The 23,605-nt window shown below is 70.7% G+C and carries 19 protein-coding genes; 12 read left to right on the forward strand and 7 right to left on the reverse strand.

Annotated features, from left to right (window positions below):
* The first annotated feature begins 81 nt into the window (after positions 1-81).
* A complete protein-coding gene (locus ACGFZA_RS25525) occupies positions 82-1,131 on the forward strand; it encodes an LLM class F420-dependent oxidoreductase (RefSeq protein ID WP_393682124.1) in 1,050 nt (349 codons plus the stop codon).
* Between the two features lie 351 nt (positions 1,132-1,482).
* Positions 1,483-2,271: a ferritin-like domain-containing protein gene (locus ACGFZA_RS25530; protein WP_393682127.1), complete on the forward strand. Its 789-nt coding sequence runs from the start codon at positions 1,483-1,485 to the stop codon at positions 2,269-2,271.
* 74 nt (positions 2,272-2,345) lie between these two features.
* Here the strand turns inward: ACGFZA_RS25530 and corA are convergent, their stop codons facing one another.
* Entirely contained in the window at positions 2,346-3,332 is a 987-nt protein-coding gene (gene corA / locus ACGFZA_RS25535; protein ID WP_385286858.1) for a magnesium/cobalt transporter CorA, read from the reverse strand.
* An 82-nt stretch (positions 3,333-3,414) separates the two neighbouring features.
* Here corA and ACGFZA_RS25540 point away from each other — a divergent pair, with 82 nt between their 5' ends.
* From ACGFZA_RS25540 to ACGFZA_RS25560, 5 genes are all read left to right on the forward strand, one after another.
* Positions 3,415-4,137, forward strand: coding sequence for a histidine phosphatase family protein (locus ACGFZA_RS25540; protein WP_385286860.1), 723 nt, complete (start codon positions 3,415-3,417; stop codon positions 4,135-4,137).
* A gap of 107 nt (positions 4,138-4,244) precedes the next feature.
* Positions 4,245-4,835: a DUF3090 domain-containing protein gene (locus ACGFZA_RS25545; protein ID WP_385286862.1), complete on the forward strand. Its 591-nt coding sequence runs from the start codon at positions 4,245-4,247 to the stop codon at positions 4,833-4,835.
* Complete coding sequence (locus ACGFZA_RS25550) at positions 4,799-5,638, forward strand: SCO1664 family protein (RefSeq protein ID WP_393682131.1); 840 nt, start codon at positions 4,799-4,801, stop codon at positions 5,636-5,638. Before ACGFZA_RS25545 ends, ACGFZA_RS25550 begins: the two co-directional genes overlap by 37 nt.
* A gap of 137 nt (positions 5,639-5,775) precedes the next feature.
* Positions 5,776-7,005, forward strand: coding sequence for a cysteine--1-D-myo-inosityl 2-amino-2-deoxy-alpha-D-glucopyranoside ligase (mshC, locus tag ACGFZA_RS25555; RefSeq protein ID WP_385286866.1), 1,230 nt, complete (start codon positions 5,776-5,778; stop codon positions 7,003-7,005).
* A gap of 109 nt (positions 7,006-7,114) precedes the next feature.
* Positions 7,115-10,165 (forward strand): NPCBM/NEW2 domain-containing protein, encoded by a 3,051-nt coding sequence (locus ACGFZA_RS25560; protein WP_393682135.1) that lies wholly within the window; start codon positions 7,115-7,117, stop codon positions 10,163-10,165.
* 63 nt (positions 10,166-10,228) lie between these two features.
* Here ACGFZA_RS25560 and ACGFZA_RS25565 read toward each other — a convergent pair whose 3' ends face one another.
* Positions 10,229-11,320, reverse strand: a complete 1,092-nt coding sequence (locus tag ACGFZA_RS25565) for a PAC2 family protein (RefSeq protein WP_385286870.1) — start codon at positions 11,318-11,320, stop codon at positions 10,229-10,231.
* 257 nt (positions 11,321-11,577) lie between these two features.
* On the opposite strand from ACGFZA_RS25565, the gene ACGFZA_RS25570 reads away from it, so the two are divergent.
* From ACGFZA_RS25570 to ACGFZA_RS25590, 5 genes are all read left to right on the forward strand, one after another.
* A complete protein-coding gene (locus ACGFZA_RS25570; protein ID WP_385286872.1) occupies positions 11,578-12,921 on the forward strand; it encodes an enolase C-terminal domain-like protein in 1,344 nt (447 codons plus the stop codon).
* Positions 12,918-13,697, forward strand: coding sequence for an SDR family NAD(P)-dependent oxidoreductase (locus tag ACGFZA_RS25575; RefSeq protein ID WP_385286874.1), 780 nt, complete (start codon positions 12,918-12,920; stop codon positions 13,695-13,697). Before ACGFZA_RS25570 ends, ACGFZA_RS25575 begins: the two co-directional genes overlap by 4 nt.
* 131 nt (positions 13,698-13,828) lie before the next feature.
* Positions 13,829-14,869, forward strand: coding sequence for a sugar ABC transporter substrate-binding protein (locus ACGFZA_RS25580; protein ID WP_385286876.1), 1,041 nt, complete (start codon positions 13,829-13,831; stop codon positions 14,867-14,869).
* 2 nt (positions 14,870-14,871) lie between these two features.
* Complete coding sequence (locus tag ACGFZA_RS25585) at positions 14,872-16,392, forward strand: sugar ABC transporter ATP-binding protein (protein ID WP_385286878.1); 1,521 nt, start codon at positions 14,872-14,874, stop codon at positions 16,390-16,392.
* Entirely contained in the window at positions 16,389-17,441 is a 1,053-nt protein-coding gene (locus ACGFZA_RS25590; RefSeq protein ID WP_385286880.1) for an ABC transporter permease, read from the forward strand. The genes ACGFZA_RS25585 and ACGFZA_RS25590 overlap by 4 nt, the downstream gene beginning before the upstream one ends.
* Before the next feature lie 69 nt (positions 17,442-17,510).
* Here the strand turns inward: ACGFZA_RS25590 and ACGFZA_RS25595 are convergent, their stop codons facing one another.
* From ACGFZA_RS25595 to ACGFZA_RS25615, 5 genes are all read right to left on the reverse strand, one after another.
* On the reverse strand, positions 17,511-18,182 hold the full coding sequence (locus ACGFZA_RS25595; RefSeq protein WP_385286882.1) for a FadR/GntR family transcriptional regulator: 672 nt from the start codon (positions 18,180-18,182) through the stop codon (positions 17,511-17,513).
* Positions 18,183-18,389: 207 nt separating this feature from the next.
* Positions 18,390-20,003, reverse strand: coding sequence for an FAD-dependent oxidoreductase (locus tag ACGFZA_RS25600; RefSeq protein ID WP_385286884.1), 1,614 nt, complete (start codon positions 20,001-20,003; stop codon positions 18,390-18,392).
* 5 nt (positions 20,004-20,008) lie between these two features.
* Positions 20,009-21,550, reverse strand: coding sequence for a glycerol kinase GlpK (glpK, locus tag ACGFZA_RS25605; RefSeq protein ID WP_385286886.1), 1,542 nt, complete (start codon positions 21,548-21,550; stop codon positions 20,009-20,011).
* A 56-nt stretch (positions 21,551-21,606) separates the two neighbouring features.
* Complete coding sequence (locus ACGFZA_RS25610; protein WP_385286888.1) at positions 21,607-22,398, reverse strand: MIP/aquaporin family protein; 792 nt, start codon at positions 22,396-22,398, stop codon at positions 21,607-21,609.
* Positions 22,399-22,627: 229 nt separating this feature from the next.
* Positions 22,628-23,392, reverse strand: a complete 765-nt coding sequence (locus ACGFZA_RS25615; protein WP_385286890.1) for an IclR family transcriptional regulator — start codon at positions 23,390-23,392, stop codon at positions 22,628-22,630.
* Between the last annotated feature and the right edge of the window lie 213 nt (positions 23,393-23,605).

Genomic DNA, 23,605 nt, shown 5'->3' on the forward strand with positions numbered 1-23,605 from the left:
CGGGTTGCCCCTGCCGGATCGCCTTCCCGCGCGCTAGAGTCCGGAGCACAGGGACGTTACTGATCAGTAAGGGGAGCGGCTATGCGGCTCGGCATCAATCTCGGTTACTGGGGCGCGGGAATGGACGGCGACAACCTCGCCGTCGCGCAGGAGGCCGACCGGCTCGGCTACGACGTCTGCTGGGCGGCCGAGGCGTACGGCTCCGACGCGCCGACCGTGCTGTCCTGGGTCGCCGCGCAGACCGAGTCCATCGACGTCGGCTCCGCGATCATGCAGATCCCGGCCCGTCAGCCCGCCATGACGGCGATGACCGCGGCCACCCTGGACTCCCTCTCCGGTGGCCGTTTCCGCCTCGGCCTCGGCGTGTCCGGGCCGCAGGTGTCCGAGGGCTGGTACGGCGTCAAGTTCGACAAGCCGCTCGCCCGCACCCGGGAGTACGTCGAGATCGTCCGCAAGGCGATGGCCCGGGAGCGCCTCTCGTACGACGGACAGCACTGGACGCTCCCGCTGCCCGGCGGTCCGGGCAAGCCGATCAAGCTGACCGTGCACCCCGAGCGCGAGCACATCCCGCTGTACATCGCCGCGATCGGGCCCAAGAACCTGGAGCAGACCGGCGAGATCGCCGACGGCGCCCTGCTGATCTTCCCGTCCGCGGAGCACCTCGAGGACACCGCGATGAAGTACCTGCGGGCCGGCCGCGAGAAGGCCGGCAAGACCATGGACGGCTTCGACGTCTGCCCGACGCTGCCGCTCGCGGTGGGCGACGACATCAAGGGCCTCGCCGACATGTTCCGGCCGTACACCGCCCTGTACGTCGGCGGCATGGGCAGCCCCAAGCAGAACTTCTACAACCAGCTCGCCCAGCGCATGGGGTATGAGAAGGAGGCCGCCGAGATCCAGGAGAAGTACCTGTCGGGCGACAAGGCCGGTGCGGCGGCCGCCGTACCGCACCAGCTGATCGACCAGACCACGCTGCTGGGCTCGGTGGAGCGGATCGCCGACCGGATGCAGGGCTACGCGGCCGCAGGCGTCACGACCCTGACCCTGGCCCCCGCGGGCTTCACGCTCGACGAGCGGATCGCCGCGCTGCGGGCCGGTACGGACGCGCTGGAGCGCTCCGGGCTCGCCTAAGGGCTGTCCCGCCAGGAATTGCGGGACAGCCCTTAGGGTCTTCCGTTCGGATCGGGCCGGACCCCGCGGGCCCGGCCCGGTCCGAACGACAGGCCCTGGCGCGCGCCCTGCCCGTCCCGGGAAGCACTACGGCCGTGGTGGGGGCTCGGGGGTCTTCCCCGCCACGGCCGTCACGGGGACAACGCGAGCGGGGCGCCGGGGTTACGGGGCCTGTGCGGAAACGGTTCGCCGGAGTGGGGCGCCGCGAGGGGCGGTAACCCGTTCGGACCAGTGGGTGAGCCCTCCTGTTGCCCGTCGGGACCGGGCGCATTTGACTGTCGCTCGGCAGACGCCGGCACGGAGGTGGCAGTGATGCTCTCGGCAAAGAACCTGTTCCAGGAGATTCTCGACGACGACGAGTCGTTCCGGCTGTTCTGCTCCATCGCCGCCAGCGGGGAGTCCCAGGGCGGCTGGGAGAACGGCCGCATCGCGGCCCTCGTCCCCGCGAGCCAGCGCGCGCTCGCCCCCAAGATCGTCCGGCACGGCGCCGACGAGGACAAGCACGGGCGGATCTTCAACGCCCTGCTGAGGAAGCGCGGTCTGACGGCGGTACCGGTCCCGCACGAGACCGACTACACGATGCTGCTGGAGAAGCACGGCATCGGCCTCGCCCACGAGCAGCTGGGGCGCGAGGAGCCGCTCACCGAGCGCGACATCATCACGTACCTGGCCCACAGCCGGGTGACCGAACAGCGCGCGTCCGAGCAGATGCGGCTGCTGCGCAAGTACTTCGCCGACCATCCCGAGCTGGGCCGCGCGGTCAAGATGATCTCGAACGACGAGGACAACCACCTGGCGTACTGCCACGAGGAACTGCTGCGCTTCGCGGCGGCCGGCCACGGGCGGACCATCCAGCACATCCTGCGCGAGTGCGCCCTCGCCGAGATCCGGGTGTACCGCGACGTCAGCCTCGCCGTGATGGACCACATGGGCCGTGTCCTCGGCTGGTCCCGGGCGAAGGCCGCGGTACTGGCTGCGGGGATCCACGCCGTGTACGCGTACGAGCGGCTCATCGGCTGGCGGCGCATGGTCAGCCTGACGCCTCCCGAGCGTCACGACGCGCTGGGCGGGCCGGCCGTTCCCGCCCCCGAGTTCGCCTGAGCGGGGCCGCGTCCCTCCCGCCCGCCGGGGCCGCCTGAGCGGGGCCGCGTCCCTCCCGCCCGCCGGGGCCGTCGTCAGAGCCAGCCGCGTCGCTTGAACTGGCGGTACAGGCCGACGACGGCGGCCGTCATCAGCAGGACGACCGCCGGGTACGCCCAGACCCACCGCAGCTCCGGCATGTGCTCGAAGTTCATGCCGTAGATGCCCGCGACCATCGTCGGCACGGCGGCCATCGCCGCCCAGGCCGAGATCTTGCGCATGTCGTCGTTCTGCCGCACCCCCATCTGCGCGAGATGCGCCGACAGGATGTCGGAGAGCAGCCGGTCCAGCCCCTCCACCTGCTCGTTGGCACGCGTCAGATGGTCCTGCACGTCACGGAAGAACGGCTGCGCGTGCTCATGGACGAACGGCACCCCGGCGCTCGCCAGCCTGGCCATCGGCGCGGCCAGCGGGACCGTCGCCCGGCGGAACTCCAGCACCTGGCGCTTGAAGGTGTAGATACGGGCCGCGGTGTTCTTGGAATCGCCGCTGCCGTCCGGGGCGAAGACCTGCGTCTCCAGCTCCTCCAGGTCGACCTGGAGCTCGCCCGCGACATCGATGTAGTGGTCCACGATCGCGTCGCTGACCGCGTACAGGACCGCGGTGGGCCCGTGCTTGAGCACCTCGGGCTCGGCCTCCAGCCGACGGCGCACCGCGGCCAGTGGCGCCCCCTCGCCGTGGCGGACCGTCACCACGAACGAGTCGCCTATGAACACCATCAGTTCGTCCGTCGTGACGGTGTCGCTCTCGTGCGCGTAGACGATCGGCTTGATCACCGCGAACAGGGAGTCGTCGTACACCTCCAGCTTCGGCCGCTGGTGTGCCGCCAGCGCGTCCTCCACCGCCAGCGGGTGCAGCCCGAACTCGCTGCTGACGAGGCCGAACTCCTTCTCCGTGGGCTCGTGCAGGCCGATCCACAAGAACGCGTCGCCGCCGGCCCGCGCCTCGTCGAGGGCGTCGGAGAAGTCGGCGGGTCCGTCGGTTCGGCGTCCGTCCCGGTAAATGGCGCAGTCCACGATCACGCGCGCATTGTCCCCCCGCACCGGCCCCCGGCGCACCTTTGCGGAGGCGTCGGTCCAAGGGAGAGCCTTTACGCTGGCCGGTATGCCGACCCTGATCCTCGTCCGCCACGGACGCTCCACCGCCAACACCTCCGGCGTGCTCGCCGGCCGCACCCCCGGTGTCGCACTCGACGAGCGCGGCACCGAGCAGGCCGCCGCACTCCCGGGCCGGCTGGCCGCCCTGCCCCTCGTCGCCGCCGTGAGCAGCCCGCTGCAACGCTGCCGGGAGACCCTCGCGCCGTTGCTCGCCGCCCGGCCGGAGCTGGCATTGCACACCGAGGACCGGATCAGCGAGTGCGACTACGGCGACTGGTCGGGGCGCAAGCTCGCGGAACTCACCGACGAGCCGCTGATGACCGTCGTGCAGCAGCACCCGTCCGCCGCGGCGTTCCCCGGCGGCGAATCGATGCGGGCGATGCAGGCACGCGCGGTCGACGCGGTACGGGACTGGAACGCGAGGATCGAGGCGGAGCACGGCGAGAACGCCGTCTACGTGATGTGCTCCCACGGGGACATCATCAAGTCCCTCGTCGCCGACGCCCTAGGCATGCATCTGGACCTCTTCCAGCGCGTGCAGGCGGACCCGTGTTCCGTCACCGCGATCCGCTACACGAGGCTGCGCCCGTTCCTGCTGAGGCTCGGCGACACGGGCGACCTGGCCTCCCTGGCGCCCCGCGAACCGGGGCCGGACGCGAGCGCCGGGACGGGAGCGGCGGCCGGTGGCGCGGGGGACGCGGAGGTCGGGGGCGGCGCTGGGGCGCCGTGATCGCTCCGCGCAGTAGGGTGGACGCGCCGTAGGAGCCTTTCCGGGGGACTCTCCCGGGCCGGCCAGGCCGACCCTCATCCGCTGTCAATTCTCAAGGGAGACAGGACGTGTCCCGTCAGGTGTTCCTCTACGACCCCCCGGACCGTTTCGTGGCCGGTACGGTCGGGCTGCCTGGACGCCGTACGTTCTTCCTGCAGGCTTCCTCAGGCGGACGTGTCACCAGCGTGGCCCTGGAGAAGACCCAAGTCGCCGCGCTCGCCGAGCGGGTGGACGAACTGCTCGACGAAGTGGTGCGGCGCACCGGCGGGAACTCGCCCGTGCCGGCCGTGGCCCCCATGGACGTCACCGACACCGCTCCACTCGACAACCCCGTCGAGGAGGAGTTCCGGGTCGGCACCATGGCGCTGGCCTGGGACGGCGAGGAACAGCGCATGATCGTCGAGGCGCAGGCCCTGGTCGAACTGGACGCGGACTCCGTCGAGGACCTCGCGGAGGCCGAGGAGCGGCTGCTCCAGGACGAGGAGAACGGCCCGCCGATGCTCCGGGTCCGGCTCAGCGGAGCGCAGGCCAGGGCCTTCGCCAAACGCGCCCTGGACGTCGTGAACGCCGGCCGCCCCCCGTGCCCCCTGTGCAGCCTGCCGCTCGATCCGGAAGGACACGTATGCCCGCGCCAGAACGGATACCGTCGCGGGGCCTGACCGACGCCGAGCTGATCACCCTGCTCGGCAAGGGGCAGCTCACCGTCCTCGGACAGGTCCGCGGGGCCTCCAACGCGGTGCTCTACTGCTCGGTCGCGTACGAGGGCGACGAGGCGCACTGCGTCTACAAACCGGTGGCCGGCGAGCAGCCGCTGTGGGATTTCCCCGACGGCACCCTCGCCCAGCGCGAGGTGGCCGCTTACGAGGTCTCCGAGGTGACGGGGTGGGGTCTGGTGCCCCCGACCGTGCTGCGGGACGGGCCGTACGGCCAGGGCATGTGCCAGCTCTGGATCGAGGCGGCACCCCAGGACGACGGCGGCTCCGGGCTGCTCGCGCTGGTCGAGGACGAGGAGCCGGGCGAGGGCTGGAAGGCCGTGGCCCTCGCCGAGGTGGGGGAGGGGAAGACCGCCCTGCTGGTGCACGCGGACGATCCCCGGCTGCGCCGCCTCGCGGTTCTCGACGCCGTGATCAACAACGGTGACCGCAAGGGCGGCCATCTGCTGCCCGCACCCGACGGCCGGCTGTACGGCATCGACCACGGTGTGACCTTCAACGCGGACGACAAACTGCGCACGCTGCTGTGGGGGTGGGCGGGGGAGCCGCTGCCGGCGGAGGCCGTCGCGGTGCTGGACCGCCTGGCGGCGGAACTGGAGCCTGAGGCCGCGCTGGTCACCCGGCTGGGGGAACTGATCACCACCGACGAGATCGAGGCCCTGCGGGCCCGGGTGGCGGCGCTGCGGAGCACCGGGCTGCACCGGGAGCCCAGCGGCGAGTGGCCTGCCATCCCGTGGCCACCGGTGTGACGAAGCCGCCGTGACCGCCCCGGTGCCCCCGAGGCACCGGGGCATGCACCTTCCGGCCCCGGACGCAAGAGTGCGACTTCGGACAGGATCCCCCCTCCGGTTCGTATCCGGAAGCCGCGTCCGGTTACGCTCGTGACATGCATGCCTGGCCCGCTTCTGAGGTCCCCGCCCTGCCTGGCAAGGGCCGCGACCTTCGGATCCACGACACCGCGACCGGCGGACGGATCACCCTTGACCCCGGTCCCGTCGCCCGCATCTATGTCTGCGGCATCACGCCGTACGACGCGACCCATATGGGTCATGCGGCGACCTACAACGCGTTCGACCTCGTCCAGCGCGTGTGGCTCGACACCAAGCGGCAGGTTCACTATGTCCAGAACGTGACCGACGTGGACGACCCGCTGCTGGAGCGGGCCGTGCGCGACGGTCAGGACTGGACCGAGCTCGCCGAGCGCGAGACGGCCCTGTTCCGTGAGGACATGACCGCCCTGCGCATGCTCCCGCCGCAGCACTACATCGGAGCCGTCGAGGCGATACCCGGCATCGTGCCGCTCGTCGAACGGCTCCGGGACGCGGGCGCCGCCTACGAACTCGACGGCGATGTGTACTTCTCCGTCGACACCGACCCGCACTTCGGCGAGGTCTCCAACCTCGACGCCGAGGCGATGCGGCTGCTCTCCGCCGAGCGCGGGGGCGACCCGGACCGCCCGGGCAAGAAGAACCCGCTCGACCCGATGCTCTGGATGGCCGCCCGTGAGGGCGAGCCGAGCTGGGACGGGGCCTCGCTCGGCGCCGGCCGGCCCGGCTGGCACATCGAGTGCGTGGCCATCGCCCTGGACCACCTCGGCATGGGCTTCGACGTCCAGGGAGGCGGCTCCGACCTCGCCTTCCCGCACCACGAGATGGGCGCCTCGCACGCCCAGGTGCTGACCGGCGAGCACCCGTTCGCCCAGGCGTACGTGCACGCCGGCATGGTCGCCCTGGACGGCGAGAAGATGTCCAAGTCCCGGGGCAACCTGGTCTTCGTCTCGGCCCTGCGCCGCGACGGCGTGGACCCGGCGGCGATCCGCCTCGCCCTGCTCTCGCACCACTACCGTTCCGACTGGGAGTGGACCGACCGGGTGCTCGCCGACGCGGTGGAGCGGCTCGCGCGCTGGCGCGCCGCCGTCTCCCGGCCGGACGGGCTGTCCGCCGACGCGCTGGTCGAGGAGGTCCGGGCGGCCCTCGCCGACGATCTGGACGCCCCGGCGGCCCTGGCCGCCGTGGACCGCTGGGCCGAGCGGCAGACCGCCGAGGGCGGGACGGACGAGGGGGCGCCGGGACTCGTCTCGCGCACCGTCGACGCCCTGCTCGGTGTCGCGCTGTAACCACCCGCCGTACAAGGTCCGTTCACCGGCCCCGAACTTCTTGACGAAGTTCGGGGCCGGTTCCGTTTTGTCCATGGTCAAATGCTCGGTGCTGCGCTAAAAGCGCTCTATGCAATCATCAACGCGCATCAGAGGGGCAGTAGTTGCAGCGCTGCTGGGACTGCTCGCCGCGGTCTCGGGGCCGGGCAGCGCCCAGGCGGCCGACCCGGCCGAACCCGCCGGCACGACGGTCGGCGACCTCACCGGCTTCACGGCCGACGGGCCCGTCTACCGGCTGAGTGCGGGGGCCGCCAAGGCCCGCGTGAGCTTCGTGTCCGAGGAGACCTTCCGTATCGAACTCGCTCCGGACGGAACCTTCGAGGACCCCGCGGGCGACGCCATCGTCCTGCCGCAGGGCACACCGCCCCGCACCCGGTGGAAGGAGCGGGGCGACCGCTACGACCTCTCCACGGGCGACGTCACCCTGCGTGTCTACAAGTCGCCCCTGCGGTTCGCCCTGTACCGGGCCGACGGCAGCCAGGTCTGGTCCGAGGCGAAAGGGCTGAGCTGGGACGGCGAGAAGACCACCCAGACCCTGGCCCGCGGCGCCGACGAGCAGTTCTACGGCGCCGGGATGCAGAACGGCCGCGGCAACACCTCGCACCGGGACAAGACCGTCGAGGTGGGCGTCGACTACAACTGGGACGACGGCGGACACCCCAACTCGGTGCCGTTCTACCTCTCGTCGGCCGGCTACGGCGTCTTCCGCAACACCTTCGCGCCGGGCACCTACGCCTTCACCGACCCGGTGACCACCACGGAGCAGGAACAGCGCTTCGACGCCTACTACTTCGCGGGTGACAGCGCCAAGGACGTCATCGGCCAGTACACGAAGCTCACCGGCAAGCCGTTCATGCCGCCGGTGTACGGACTGGAGATGGGCGACTCCGACTGCTACCTGCACAACGCCAACCGCGGTGAGCGCCGCACCCTGGACTCGCTGAAGGTCGCCGACGGCTACGTCGAGAACGACATGCCGAACGGCTGGATGCTCGTCAACGACGGCTACGGCTGCGGCTACGAGGACCTCACCGAGACCGCGAAGGGTCTCCAGGACCGCGACATGGAGATGGGCCTGTGGACCGAGGACGGCATCGACAAGATCGCCGACCAGGTGAAGGCCGGCCAGCGGGTCGCCAAGCTCGACGTGGCGTGGGTCGGCGACGGCTACAAGTTCGCCCTGGACGGCTGCAAGGACGCCTACAAGGGCATCGAGGACAACAGTGACGCCCGCGGCTTCACGTACGCCCCCGAGAGCTGGTCGGGCGCGCAGCGCTGCGGTGTGCAGTGGTCCGGCGACCAGTACGGCACCTGGGACTACATCCGCTGGCAGATCCCGACCTACGCGGGCGCCACGATGTCCGGCCTCGCCTACACCACGGGCGATGTCGACGGCATCTTCGGCGGCAGCGCCAAGACGTACACCCGTGATCTCCAGTGGAAGATGTTCCTGGGCACCACGATGACGATGGACGGCTGGGCGGCCAGCGACAAGCAGCCCTTCCGCTACGGCGAGCCGTACACCTCCATCAACCGCGACTACCTGAAGCTCAAGGAGTCGCTGCTGCCGTACCAGTACTCCTACGCCCACGAGGCCACCAAGACCGGTGTCGGTATGGTCCGTCCGCTGGTGCTGGAGTACCCGGACGACCCGAAGGCGGCGACGGACGCCGCGAAGTACGAGTTCATGTCCGGCGAGGACTTCCTCGTCGCGCCCGTCTACGAGGACAGCACCGAGCGCGACGGCATCTACCTGCCGAAGGGCACCTGGACCGACTACTGGAGCGGCCGGACGTACGAGGGGCCGGTCACCCTCGACGACTACAGCGCTCCGCTCGACACGCTGCCGCTGTTCGTCAAGGGCGGTGCCAGTGTGCCGATGTGGCCGGGCATCCGCTCGTTCAAGGACCGCACCGCCACCTCCCCGCTCGCCTGGGACATCTACCCCCAGGGCCGCTCCTCCTTCACGCTGTACGAGGACGACGGGGTAACCCGGCAGCACCGCGACGGCGCGTACGCCACCCAGACGGCCGAGGTGCGCGCACCGGCCAGGGGCGCGGGCGACGTCACCGTGGACATCGGTGGGAGCAAGGGGACGTTCGCGGGCAAGCAGAGCAGCCGCCCGTACGAGTTCAGCGTGCACACCGGCTCCGCGCCGAGTGCCGTGAAGCTCGCCGGCAAGCTGCCCCGGCTGGACTCCGCGGCCGCCTACGCCTCGGCGAAGCAGGGCTGGTGGTACGACCGCGACGACCGCGGCGGCGTGGTGAAGATCAAGACCGTCCCGCTGCCCACGGGCAAGAAGTTCTCCGTGAAGCTGGAGAACACCAGCGCGGTCGGCGGCCGCCACACCGCCGCGACCGCTGTCCTCTCGGCGCCGCAGGGGCAGGAGATCGGCGCCGGGGCCACGGGCACCGTCGCCGTCGACGTCACGGCGGGCACGGCCGATGTGACGGACGCCGTGGTCTCGCTCGACGTCCCCGAGGGCTGGCGGACCACGCCGGCCGCGGCCGTGGAGCGGATCCCGGCGGGCACCACCCGTCGGGTCGAGGTGAACGTCACCCCGGCGAAGGACGCCGAGGCGGGGGAGGCCCGGATCACCGCGCTCACGCGCTACCGGTCGGCGGGCGAGCCCCGCACGGCCGTCCAGCGCCTGGCCGCGGCCGTGATGCCGGCCCCGCCCACCGGTGAGGTGTGGGCGAGCGACCTGGAGTGGCTCACCGCGACCAACGGGTACGGACCGGCGGAGCGCGATCGCAGCAACGGCGAATCGGGCGCTGCCGACGGACACCCGCTGACCCTGGCGGGGAAGGTGTACGAGAAGGGGATCGGCACCCACGCCGACTCCGACATCGAGGTCTATCTCGGCGGACAGTGCTCGAAGTTCACCGCCGACGCAGGCATCGACGACGAGATCAACGGCTACGGCGAGGTGGCGTTCTCCGTCGAGGCGGACGGCAAGGTGCTGTGGACCTCTCCCAAGGTGACCGGGGCGTCGGCGACGGTGCCGGTCGACGTGCCGCTCGACGGCGCGCGGCATGTGCGGCTGAAGGTCACGGACACCAACGGGTCCAAGACCGGTGACCACGGGGACTGGGGCGCGGCGCGCTTCGTCTGTTCCTGAGTGTCCGCAGCGACGCGGCGGAGCCGGGCGGGTACGCACCCGCCCGGCTCCGCACGGTCCGGATCAGTCCTCCGAGGAGTCGTCCCGGGAGTCCTCCGACGAATCCGGCGGGGTACCGCCGTTGCCGGGACCGTCGGCCGGCCCGGAGCCCTCGCCGGAGCCGGTCACGGGACCGGCGCCGGGACCGCCCGCCGTCCCGGGGCCGGTCTCCGGCCGGGGCGGCTTGGGCGGCCTGGTCCTGCCGCTCGACGGATCCCGCAGATAGGGGCCCTCGCCGCTCTCCGTGGCATGCCCGCCCGGTGCCTGGCCGGGGCCTGGATCCCGGCGCCGCAGATAGCGCTCGAACTCGCGGGCGATGGCTTCGCCGCTCGCCTCGGGCAGCTCGGCGGTGTCCCGGGCCTCCTCCAGCGTCTGCACGTACTCCGCCACCTCGCTGTCCTCGGACGCCAGTTGGTCGACACCGAGCTGCCAGGCGCGTGCGTCCTCGGGCAGTTCACCCAGCGGGATGCGCAGCCCGATGAGGTCCTCCAGGCGGTTCAGCAGCGCCAGGGTGGCCTTCGGGTTGGGCGGCTGTGACACGTAGTGCGGCACCGCCGCCCACAGGCTCACCGCGGGTACACCCGCGTGGGTGCACGCCTCCTGGAGGATGCCGACGATGCCGGTCGGCCCCTCGTACTTGGTCTCTTCCAGGTCCATGGTCCGCGCCAGATCCGGGTCGGACGTGACACCGCTGACCGGTACCGGCCGGGTGTGCGGGGTGTCGCCGAGCAGCGCACCGAGCACCACCACCATCTCGACGCCCAGTTCATGGGCGAAGCCCAGGATCTCGTTGCAGAACGAGCGCCAGCGCATCGACGGCTCGATGCCCCGGACCAGGACGAGATCGCGCGGCTTGTCGCCGCCGATACGGACCACGGAGAGCCGGGTGGTCGGCCAGGTGATCTTGCGCACCCCGCCGTCCAGCCAGACCGTGGGGCGGTTGACCTGGAAGTCGTAGTAGTCCTCGGCGTCCAGCGCCGCGAACACCTCGCCCTTCCATTCCCGGTCCAGGTGCGCGACCGCCGTGGAAGCGGCGTCACCTGCGTCGTTCCACCCCTCGAACGCGGCCACCATGACCGGGTCGATCAGCTCGGGAACCCCCTCGAGCTCGATCACCCAGGCCTCCTTCCGAAGTTCCCTTGCGTACGGAACAACCTTACGGCTTTTGGCCACTCCCTCCGCAGCCCTTGCGCAGGGCGGAGTGAACCGGGGCGATGGGAATGCATCACCGGCCGGGACGGGGCATCGACTTCGCGATACATCCGAGCTGTGTGGGGTGAGTTTCCGTTCAACTCTGGACGTTGGGGCCTTCAGGGCGCTATACATCGGATGACCAGAGCAGAGGTCCGATGTTATTTCCCCTGGGGGCGCACATGAGTCAGACCGTCACGGACTTCGAGGTCCACGACATCCGTTTTCCGACCTCGGAACAACTGGACGGCTCGGACGCCATGAACCCCGACCCCGACTACTCGGCCGCCTACGTCGTCCTGCGAACCGATGCCGCGGACGGTGGCGGCGGCGGTGGCGATGTCGAGGGCCATGGCTTCTGTTTCACCATCGGGCGCGGCAACGAGGTGATGGCGGCCGCCATCGAGGCACTGCGGCCCTATCTGATCGGGCGTCCGGTGCCCCGGACCGCGGCCGACCTCGGCGCGCTGTACCGGGACCTCACCCACGATTCGCAACTGCGCTGGCTGGGCCCGGAAAAGGGCGTGATGCACATGGCGGCCGGCGCGGTCGTCAACGCCGCCTGGGACCTGGCGGCCAAGCACGCGGGCAGACCCGTCTGGCAGTTCCTGGCCGAGATGACGCCCGAGGAGCTCGTCTCCCTCGTCGACTTCCGGTACCTCACCGACGCCCTCACCCCCGAGGAGGCGCTCACCATCCTGCGCGCCGCCGAACCGGGCCGGGCCGAGCGCGCGGCCCGGCTGCGCGCCGAGGGATACCCGGCCTACACCACCTCGCCCGGCTGGCTCGGCTACTCCGACGACAAGCTGGTGCGGCTGGCGAAGGAGGCCGTCGCCGACGGCTTCACCCAGATCAAGCTGAAGGTCGGCGGAGACGTCGCCGACGACGTCCGCCGGCTGGCGCTCGCCCGGGACGCCGTCGGCACCGGCGTACGGATCGCCGTCGACGCCAACCAGCGCTGGGACGTCGCCGACGCGGTGGAGTGGATGACCGCGCTCGCGCCGTTCGACCCGCACTGGATCGAGGAGCCGACCAGTCCCGACGACGTCCTGGGCCACGCCGCCGTGCGCGCCGGCCAGCCGGTCAAGGTCGCCACCGGCGAGCACGTCGCCAACCGTGTCGTGTTCAAGCAGCTGCTCCAGGCCGGGGCCGTCGACTTCGTCCAGATCGACGCGGCACGCGTCGCCGGAGTCAACGAGAACCTGGCGATCCTGCTGCTCGCAGCCAAGTTCGAGGTGCCCGTCTGCCCGCACGCGGGCGGCGTCGGACTCTGCGAGCTGGTCCAGCACCTCTCGATGTTCGACTACGTGGCCGTCTCGGGTACGTGGGAGGACCGGGTGATCGAGTACGTCGACCACCTCCACGAACACTTCGTCGACCCCGTCGTGATCGAATCCGGGCGCTATGCCACTCCGGCGGCGCCGGGCTTCTCCGCCCGGATGCACGCCGAGTCCATCGCCGCACACCGCTATCCGGAGGGCCCCGTATGGCAGGCCCGCCGCACCAACGAGGAGGACAGCCGATGACCGGCACACGCGACTTCGAGGGGATGAACGCTCTGGTGACGGGCGGCGCCTCCGGCATCGGGGCGGCCGTCGCGACCATGCTGCTGGAGCGCGGGGCCCGCGTCGCGGTCCTCGACCGGGAGACCGCGGGCGCTCCGGAGGGGACCCTCGCCGTCAAGGCGGACGTCACCGACGACGACGCCGTCCGTGCGGCCGTCGACCACGCGGCCGCCGAACTGGGCTCCCTGCACACGCTCGTGTCCAACGCGGGCATCGGCTCCATCGGCAGCGTCGAGGACAACGACGACGACGAGTGGACCCGGGTCCTGGACATCAACGTCCTCGGCATGGTCCGCGCGGCCCGGCATGCGCTGCCGCACCTTCGGAGGGCGGCGGCCGAGCGCCCCGGCGCCGTGTCGATCACCCAGACCTGCTCGATCGCCGCGACCGCGGGGCTGCCCCAGCGCGCCCTGTACAGCGCGAGCAAGGGCGCCGTCCTCTCCCTGACCCTGGCCATGGCCGCCGACCACGTCCGCGAGGGCGTCCGCGTCAACTGCGTCAACCCCGGGACCGCGGACACCCCGTGGATCGGCAGGCTGCTCGGCCAGGCCGGTGACCCGGCAGCCGAACGCGCGGCCCTCAACGCCCGGCAGCCGCTGGGCCGGCTGGTCTCCGCCGACGAGGTGGCCGCCGCGATCCTGTACCTCGCCAGCCCCGCCGCGGCCTCCGTGACGGGCACGGCACTGGCCGTCGACGGGGGAATGCAAGGCCTGCGCCTGCGCCCCGCCGACAGCTGACAGGGGAGGCGCGGTCCGGGCCGGGACAGCCCGGACCGTACCTCTCACACCACCTGCACCACCTGCACCACGCACCCCCGCATTGCCATCAGATCCTTCGAGCCGGTACTCCACAAAGGAACGGGACACCAATGAGAGTGCGTACGACGAGTGCGGCGGCCTGCGCCGTACTGCTGGCCGTCACTGCCCTCGCGGGCTGCAACCGCGAATCATCGGACAGCGGCGAGGGCGGCGGAAAGGTCGGCATCGACCTGCCGCGCAGCGACAGCGACTTCTGGAACTCCTACCAGAACTACGTCGAGAAGGGGGTGAAGGACGGTGACGTCAAGGCGCTTCCGCTGACCAACTCGCAGAACGACATCGGCAAGCTGGTCGCCAACGTCCAGACCTTCACCGACCAGGGCGCCAAGGCCGTGGTGATGGCCCCGCAGGACACCGGCGCGATAGCCGAGTCGCTCAACACGCTGAACGAGAAGAAGATCCCCGTCGTCAGCGTCGACACCCGCCCGGACAAGGGCAACATCTACATGGTGGTGCGCGCCGACAACAAGGCGTACGGGACGAACGCCTGCAAATACCTCGGCGAGCAGCTCAAGGGCAAGGGCAAGGTGGTCGAGTTCCAGGGGGACCTCTCCTCCATCAACGGCCGCGACCGGTCCGAGGCCTTCAAGGCGTGCATGGACAAGGACTTCCCGGACATCAAGGTGTTCGAGCTGGCCACCGACTGGAAGGGCGACGTCGCCTCCGCGAAGCTCCAGTCGACCCTCGCCGCGCACCCCGACATCAACGGCATCTACATGCAGGCCGGCGGCGTCTTCCTGCAGCCCACTCTCGCGCTCCTGGAGCAGAAGAAGCTCCTGAAGCCGGCCGGGCAGGCGGGCCACATCACCATCATCTCCAACGACGGCATCCCGGAGGAGTTCGACGCCATCAAGGCAGGGAAGATCGACGCGACGATCTCCCAGCCCGCCGACCTGTACGCGAAGTACGCGCTGTACTACGCCAAGGCGGCCCTGGACGGGAAGACCTTCAAGGAGGGTCCGACGGACCACGACTCCACGATCATCAAGATCCCCAACGGCTTCGAGGACCAGCTCCCCGCGCCCCTGGTGACGAAGGACAACGTCGACGACCCGAAGCTGTGGGCCAACCAGCTGGAGAAGAAGAGCTAGTCATGGACCAGGGACCACCACCTGCCGTACAGGCGGAAGGCGTCGTCAAGCGCTTCGGGCCGACCGTGGCGCTCGACGGGGTGAAGCTCACGGTGCGGCCCGGTGAGTCGCACGCACTCGTCGGACGCAACGGCGCGGGCAAGTCGACGCTGGTCAGCGTGCTGACCGGACTCCACAAGGCGGACGCGGGCACGGTCGCCTTCGGCGGGGAGCCCGCGCCCGCCTTCGGGGACACCACGGCCTGGCAGTCGAAGGTCGCCTGCGTCTACCAGAAGTCGATGGTCGTCCCCGATCTGACCGTCGCCGAGAACCTCTTCCTCAACCGGTTCGACGACCAGGCCCGCTGGATCAGCTGGGGGCGGCTGCGCAAGCGCGCGGAGCAGCTCCTCGCCGAGTACGGCGTCCAGGTCGACCCGAACACCCGGGCGCGCGATCTCGCGGTCGAGCAGCGGCAGTTCGTCGAGATCGCCCGGGCGCTGTCCTTCGGCGCCCGCCTGATCATCCTCGACGAGCCCACGGCGCAGCTCGACGCCCGCGGTATCGGCCGGCTCTTCGACAAGCTCAGGGAACTGCAGGCCCAGGGAGTGGCGTTCCTCTTCATCTCCCACCACTTGCAGGAGGTGTACGAACTGTGCACGGCGGTCACCGTCTACCGCGACGCCCGCCATGTGCTGACCGCCCCGGTCGCCGACGTCACGAAGACGGAGCTGGTGGCGGCCATGACCGGCGAGAAGGCCGCCGGAGCGACCGCCTGGCACGCGGCCGGCACCGCCGCGCCCCCCGATGCGTCGGCGGAGCCCGTCCTGCGTACCGAAGGGCTCACCCTGGAGGGCCGGTTCGAACCCCTGGACCTCCAGGTGCGCCCCGGTGAGGTGCTCGGTCTCGCGGGCTCCGCGGCCAGCGGCAACACCGCGCTCGGCGAGGTGCTCGCGGGCATGCGCAAGGCGGGCGGCGGTACCGTCCGGGTGCGCGGACAGGCCGTCCGCTCGGGCAGCGTGCCGCACGCCCTGGCCGCCGGGATCGGCTACATCCCCGAGGACCGGCACGACCAGGGCCTGGTCCTGGAGCGCAGCGTCGCCGAGAACGCCACGCTCACGGTCACGGACCAGCTCGGCCCGTGGGGGACCGTACTGCCCTCGCGTACACGGGAGTTCGCCCGGGGCATGATCGCATCGCTGGACATCAAGACCCAGGGACCCGAGCAGCCCGTCTCCGGTCTCTCCGGCGGCAACCAGCAGAAGGTGGTGGTCGCCCGCGCGCTGGCCCGCGAGCCCAGCGTGCTGGTGGCGGTCCGGCCCACCGCGGGCGTGGACGTCAAGTCCAAGGACTCGCTGCTCGGGGTCGTCCGCCGGGTCGCCGACGAGGGCAACGCCGCAGTCGTCGTCTCGGACGAGCTGGACGATCTGCGGGTCTGCGACCGGGTCCTCGCCCTGTTCCACGGCCGGGTCGTTGCAACATTCGCAAGCGGGTGGTCCGACGGGGAACTCGTCGCCGCCATGGAAGGTGTGGGGGAAAGGGAATGACCGGCACGATACGGCCGTCCACGGCCGACGACGTCAACGAGGTGCTGAAGGGCGGCGCGGGCGAGGAGAGCCCGCTGAGCCGGCTCAAGCTGATCCGGTGGAGCGACTTCTCCCTGGTGCCGGTGATCCTGGTGCTGATGCTGATCGGCTTCATCGTCTCGCCGGTCTTCCTCACCTCCGACAACCTGATCAGCGTCGTCCAGCAGTCCTCCGAGCTGAGCCTGCTGGTCCTGGGCCAGGCACTGATCCTCATCTGCGGCCGGATGGACCTCTCGCTGGAGTCGACGATCGGCATCGCGCCCGTCGTCGCCATGTGGCTGGTGCTGCCCGCCGAGGGCGGCCGCTTCGCCGGCCTCGGACTGCTGCCCAGCTGGTCGGCGATCCCGCTCTGTCTGCTGGTCGGGCTCGCCATCGGCGCCATCAACGGCTTCCTGATGCTGAAGCTGCGGGTCAACGGCTTCATCGCCACGCTCGGCATGCTGACGATGCTGCGCGGGCTCCACATCGGCATCACCGAGGGCAAGTCCATCACCGACGTCCCGGAGTCCTTCCGCTACCTCGGCAAGACCTCGTGGTTCGGTGCTCCGGCAGCCGTCTGGATCTGCCTGGTCCTCTTCGCGATCGGCGGCGCGGCCCTGGCCTGGCTGCGCCACGGACGCTCGCTGTACGCGATCGGCGGCAACCCGGAAGCGGCACGCGCCGCGGGCATCCGGGTCGACCGGGTCACCTGGATCGTGCTCGCCATCGGCGGCCTGCTGGCCGCCTTCGCGGGCATCCTCTACACCGGGCACTACGGGGCGGTCGCCGCGACCCAGGGCAACGGCTGGATCTTCCAGGTGTTCGCCGCCGCCGTGATCGGCGGCATCAGCCTCAAGGGCGGCCGCGGCACGCTGTTCGGTGCGCTGACCGGCGTACTGACGCTGCAACTCGTGGTCAACGTGATGACGCTCGGCGGCGTACCGGCGCTGTGGAACCAGTTCCTCAACGGCGCCATCATCATCGTCGCCCTGGTCATCTCCCGCTTCGCGAGCGGCGAGAAGCAGGACTGAACCCCGTGGTTCACCCACGCCGGACGGGCCGTAGCAGCCCGTCCGGCGTGGGTGAACCGGGTCCGGGGGTTACAGCGTCGAGCGCAGCCACTGCTCCACGCTCGCGACATGGACCGTGGCCCAGGCCCGTGCGGCCTCCGCGTCGCGGTCCCGCAGCGCCGAGACGATCGCCCGGTGCTCGTGGAGCGTGCGGCTCACCGCGTCCTCCTGGGTCAGACCGCGCCAGACCCGCGCCCGCGTCGTCGGCCCCGAGAGACCGTCGAGCAGCGAGCACAGCACCGAGTTGCCGGACGACTGCACGATGCCGCGGTGGAACTCCAGATCGCAGGCCACCAGCTCCTCGACCGAGGGGTGCTCGCCCAGCGCGTCCAGCTGGGCGCTCAGTGCGTCCAGCTGTTCCTCGCTGATGTGGCGCGCCGCCATCGCGGTCGCGGCCGGCTCCAGGATCCGGCGGACCGCCAGGAACTCCAGCACCGTGTCGTCGCGGTGGAAGTCCACCACGAAGCTCAGGGCCTCCAGCAGCAGCTGGGGGTCGAGACTCGTGACGTACGTGCCGTCGCCCTGGCGCACATCGAGAATGCGGATCAGCGACAGCGCGCGCACCGCTTCCCGCAGCGAGTTGCGGGACAGGCCGAGCTCCGCGGCGAGTTCGCTCTCCTTGGGGAGACGATCGCCGGGCCGTAGCGCACCAGAGACGATCATTCCCTTGATCTTCTCGATGGCCTCGTCAGTGACAGCCATGGGCGACCTCCAGACATCCGATGTATCGCCCCATTATGCGTCCCTGGAGACGGCCGATGCGCCCCTGCGGGCCACCTGCGTCCCGCCGGCCCCGCAACGCCGTGCCGTTTCGCCCGGTTCCGGGCGGTGGAGTCCGAAACGGCCCCGGGTGAGACGGCACACACGGACGGGGGCGGCGTCCCCGGATGCCGCCCCCGTCCGCAGGCGTCAGCTGTCGCGGTCGCCCAGCACCGACTCGACACCGGCGCGGATCCCGTCCGTCGCCAGTCCCCGGATCGTCAGCGTCGTCCGGCGCCGCAGCACGTCGTCCGCCGTCTCGGCCCACTCGTGGTCGCGGGCGTAGGCGACCTGCGCCCAGATCTCCGGCGCGTCCGGGTGGATGCGCTCCGCGAGCGCCGGGTTCTCGTTGGCCAGCCTGGCGATGTCGAAGGACAGCGAACCGTAGTGCGTGGCCAGGTGCCGCGCGGTGTCGGCCGACATCCGCGGACCGGGCGTGCCGCCGTCGACCATCAGCCGGTGCGCCACCGCGTTCGGGTTGGCGATGCCGGGCAGCGGCAGCTTCCTCGGCAGCCGGGCCATCGGCTCCATGTCCTCCGCGAGGGGGTGCCCGGGGAGCGCGGCCAGCTTGTTCATCACCGTACGGCCGATGTGGCGGAACGTCGTCCACTTGCCGCCCGCGACCGACAGCATCCCGCCGCGGCCCTCGGTCACCACCGTCTCGCGCTTGGCCTTGGAGGTGTCACCGGGCCCGCCCGGCAGCACCCGCAGCCCCGCGAAGGAGTACGTGATCAGATCGCGGGACAGCTGCTGGTCCCGGATCGAGAACGCCGCCTCGTCCAGGATCTGCGCGGTGTCCTTCTCGGTCACCGAGACGTCCGCCGGATCGCCCTCGTACTCCTCGTCCGTCGTGCCGAGGAGCAGCATGTCCTCCCACGGCAGGGCGAACGTGATGCGGTACTTGTCGATCGGCGTGGCCAGCGCCGCCTTCCACGGGCGGGTTCGCCTGAGCACCAGGTGCGCGCCCTTGGACAGCCGTATCGAGGGAGCCGCGTTCGGGTCCTCCATCTTCCGCAGGTGGTCGACCCACGGGCCGGTGGCGTTCAGCACCAGCCGGGCGGTGACGCCGAACTCCGTGCCGTCCGTACGGTCCTCCAGATCGGCGCCCGTCACCCGGCCCCTGGTGAACCGGAGCCCGGTCACCGCCGCGTGGTTGAGGACGGTCGCCCCCGACTCGACGGCCGCGCGGACCGTCATCAGCGCCATCCGCGCGTCGTTCATCTGGTCGTCGCCGTACACCGCGACGGCCTTCAGGTTGTCCGTACGCAGCTCCGGCACATCGCGCTGCGCCTTCGCCGGACTGATCACGTGGCCGACACCGTCACCGAAGGCGGAGAGCGCCGAGTACGCGAACACACCCGCGCCGAGCTTCGCCGCGCCGTGCGGCCCGCCCTTGTAGACGGGGAGGTAGAAGGTGAGCGGGTTGGCCAGGTGCGGGGCCACCTGGCGCGATACCGCACGGCGCTCGAAGTGGTTCTCCGCGACCAGCTTCACCGCACCGGTCTGCAGGTAGCGCAGACCGCCGTGGAGCAGTTTGGAGGAGGCGGAGGAGGTGGCGCCGGCGAAGTCGCCGGCGTCCACCAGGGCCACCCGCAGCCCGGACTGCGCGGCGTGCCAGGCGGTGGAGATGCCCAGAATGCCGCCACCGATCACCAGGAGGTCATACGTCGCCTTGGAGAGCTGCTCCCGTGTCTCGGCACGGCTCGGAAGGGAGCCGGAGGCCGGGTGCGTCCCGAGGGCGGGGACGCTCTGCAGGGTGGTCATGTTGTCTACTCCTCGTCGTCCAGCCAGCCCATGGTCCGTTCCACGGCCTTGAGCCAGCTCTTGTACTCGCGGTCGCGGGTGTCCGCGTCCATGCGGGGGGTCCACTCGGCGGCCCGGCGCCAGTTGGCGCGCAGCGCGTCGGTGTCGGGCCAGAAGCCGACGGCCAGGCCGGCGGCGTAGGCGGCGCCGAGACAGGTGGTCTCGGCGACCATGGGCCGCACCACGGGTGCGTCCAGGAAGTCGGCGAGCGTCTGCATCAGCAGGTTGTTGGAGGTCATGCCGCCGTCGACCTTGAGCGCGGTCAGCTCGACGCCGGAGTCCTTGGTCATGGCGTCGCTGATCTCGCGGGTCTGCCAGGCGGTCGCCTCCAGCACGGCGCGGGCGATGTGCGCCTTGGTGACGTAGCGGGTGAGACCGGCGATGACGCCGCGGGCGTCGGGGCGCCAGTACGGGGCGAACAGGCCCGAGAAGGCCGGCACGAAGTACGCGCCGCCGTTGTCCTCGACCGAGGAGGCCAGGGTCTCGATCTCGGCCGCGGACTGGATCAGGCCCATCTGGTCGCGCATCCACTGCACCAGCGAACCGGTGACGGCGATCGACCCCTCCAGGGCGTAGACCGGCTTCTGGTCGCCGATCTGGTAGCCGACCGTGGTCAGCAGCCCGTTGTAGGAGTTGACGGGCGTCTCGCCGGTGTTCAGCAGCATGAAGGTGCCGGTGCCGTACGTGGACTTGGCCTCGCCCTCGGCGAAACACGTCTGGCCGAAGAGGGCGGCCTGCTGGTCACCCAGCGCGGAGGCGACCGGCACACCGTCGAGCACTCCGCCCTTGGTGGTGCCGTACACCTCGGCCGAGGAACGGATCTCGGGCAGCAGGGCCGCCGGGATGTCCATGGAGGAGAGGATCTTGTCGTCCCACTCCATGCGGTGCAGGTTCATCAGCAGCGTGCGCGAGGCGTTGGTGACGTCGGTGACGTGGACGCCGCCCTCGGTGCCGCCGGTCAGGTTCCAGATGACCCAGGAGTCCATGGTGCCGAAGAGGATGTCGCCGCGCTCGGCGCGCTCGCGCAGCCCCTCGACGTTGTCGAGCAGCCAGCGGACCTTGGGGCCGGCGAAGTACGAGGCGAGCGGCAGCCCGGTCTCGCGGCGGAAGCGGTCCTGGCCCACGTTGCGGCCGAGCTCCTTGCAGAGCGCGTCGGTGCGGGTGTCCTGCCAGACGAGGGCGTTGTGGACGGGCTCACCGGTGTGCTTGTCCCAGAGCAGGGTGGTCTCGCGCTGGTTGGTGATGCCGATCGCCTTCACGTCGGCGGCGGTGATGCCCGCCTTGACGATGGCGCCCGCCACGACCTCCTGGACGTTCTCCCAGATCTCGGCCGCGTCGTGCTCGACCCAGCCCGGCTTCGGGAAGATCTGCTCGTGCTCCTTCTGGTCGACGGAGACGATCCGGCCGTCCTTGTCGAAGACGATGCAGCGGCTGGAGGTGGTGCCCTGGTCGATGGCCGCGATGAACGGCCCGGTGCCGTGGGTGCCGGTGGTGTGTGCGTCGGTCACGGTGTGCTCCCGGAAGTCTGAGTGGTCTTGGGGGTGACGGTTCTGGGCCCTGTGGCTCACGCGAAGGCGAGGTTGTAGAGCCCGCCCGCGATCGCGCCGCCGACGAGCGGTCCGACGACCGGGATCCAGGCGTATCCCCAGTCGGATCCGCCCTTGTTCGGCAGCGGAAGCAGCGCGTGCACGATACGCGGACCGAGGTCGCGAACCGGGTTGATCGCGTAGCCCGTCGGTCCGCCGAGCGAGAGACCGATGGAGACGACCACCAGCGCGGTGATCAGTGCGCCGAGCGTGCCGAGGCCGTTGCCGTCGTCGTTGAGGCCCTGGGTGAGGATCGCCAGGACCAGCACGACCGTGGCGATGATCTCGGTGACGACGTTCTGTACGGCGTTGCGGATCTCGGGACCCGTGGAGAAGACGCCGAGCACCGGTCCGGCCTTGGGGGCGGCGGCCTTGTCGACCATGCCCTCCTCACCCGTATGGGCGCTCAGGATCTCCGGATCGGTGAGATGGGCCCGGAACTGTCCGTAGTAGACCAGCCAGCACAGCACGGCGCCGATCATCGCGCCGAACAGCTGGGAGACGAGGTAGAGCGGTACGTCGCTCCACTTGGTGCCGCCCTCGATCGCCAGACCGAGGGTGACGGCCGGGTTGAGGTGCGCTCCGGACACACCGCCGACGAGATAGGCGCCGGTCAGTACCGCGAAGCCCCACCCGAAGGTGACGGCGAGCCAGCCGGCGTTCTGTGCCTTCGAGTGCTTGAGCGTGACGGCGGCACAGACACCGGCGCCGAGCAGGATGAGTACGGCGGTACCGATGGTCTCGCCGATGAAGATGTCGGAGCTGGACACCCGCGACTCCTTTGTCCTTCGTCCAGGGAAGCCGAACCCCGGGTCCCTCCGGTGGTCCGCGCCCTCATGTGAGGGCGTTGCGGCCTTGGCACTGTCACACCCTAACGCGTATTTCCGTTAGTCGTTCGACAATGCCGACCGATGAACGGCAGTGTTTCCCTAAGGTGAATCAGGCGTCAAGGGGTGTGTGTTCTATGACTCGATCGTTACCGATGGTCCCGCAGGGCGTTCAGAAGCGCCTGGCGCCCAGATCCCGGGAGACCGCGCGGGCGCAGTCCCGGACCGCGGCGATCAGCTCGGGCCGCAGTTCGCCGTCCGCGCACACCCGCTCCACCGCGCCGGTCACGGCCACCGCTCCCACCGGCATCCGGCGCCGGTCGTGGACCGGGGCGGCCACCGCGGCCACCCCCTCCCAGGTCTCCTCCACGTCGGCCGCCCAGCCGCGCGCGCGGATCAGGTCGAGCATCGACTCGAACTCCTCCGGGTCGGTGACCGTGTGGGGCGTGAAGGACTGCCGCTCGGCCTCCAGTGCCTCCGTGTGGGCCACCGGATCGTAGGCCGAAAGGACCTTGCCCAGGGCTGTGGAGTGCAGGGGCTGCATGGCCCCGACCTCCAGGACCTGGCGGCTGTCGTCGGGCCGGAAGACGTGGTGGACGATCAGGACGCCCTGCTGGTGCAGGACGCCGAGGTGGGCGCTCTCGCCGCTGGAACGGGCCAGGTCGTCCGTCCAGACCAGGGCGCGGGCGCGCAGCTCGTGGACGTCCAGATAGCTGTTGCCCAGCCGCAGCAGCTCGGCCCCCAGCTGATAGCGGCCGGACGCCGCGTCCTGCTCGACGAAGCCCTCGTGCTGGAGCGTGCGGAGGATGCCGTGCGCGGTGCCCTTGGCCAGGCCCAGGGAGGAGGCGATGTCCGACAGCCCCAGCCGCCGCTCGCCGCCCGCCAGCAGACGCAGCATCGCGGCCGCCCGCTCGAGCGACTGGATGTTCTTGGCCATCGCGCCGTACTCCTCCACTGTGGTTCGACAATGCTGAACACTATCGGCCCATGCCGACCCATGCTCGACCGCAAGGAAATTCTGCGGCACCCCGGCACTCCGGGTGACCGCCTGAACAGCATGCGGTCCGATTCGTGGGACAGAGTGACGGTCCGGGGGGCCGCCCGGCTACCCTGGCCGGGTGCGCCTTCCGCCGAAGACGCAAAGCCGACA

Source organism: Streptomyces sp. NPDC048211 (genome assembly GCF_043202315.1).
Taxonomy (GTDB): Bacteria; Actinomycetota; Actinomycetes; order Streptomycetales; family Streptomycetaceae; genus Streptomyces.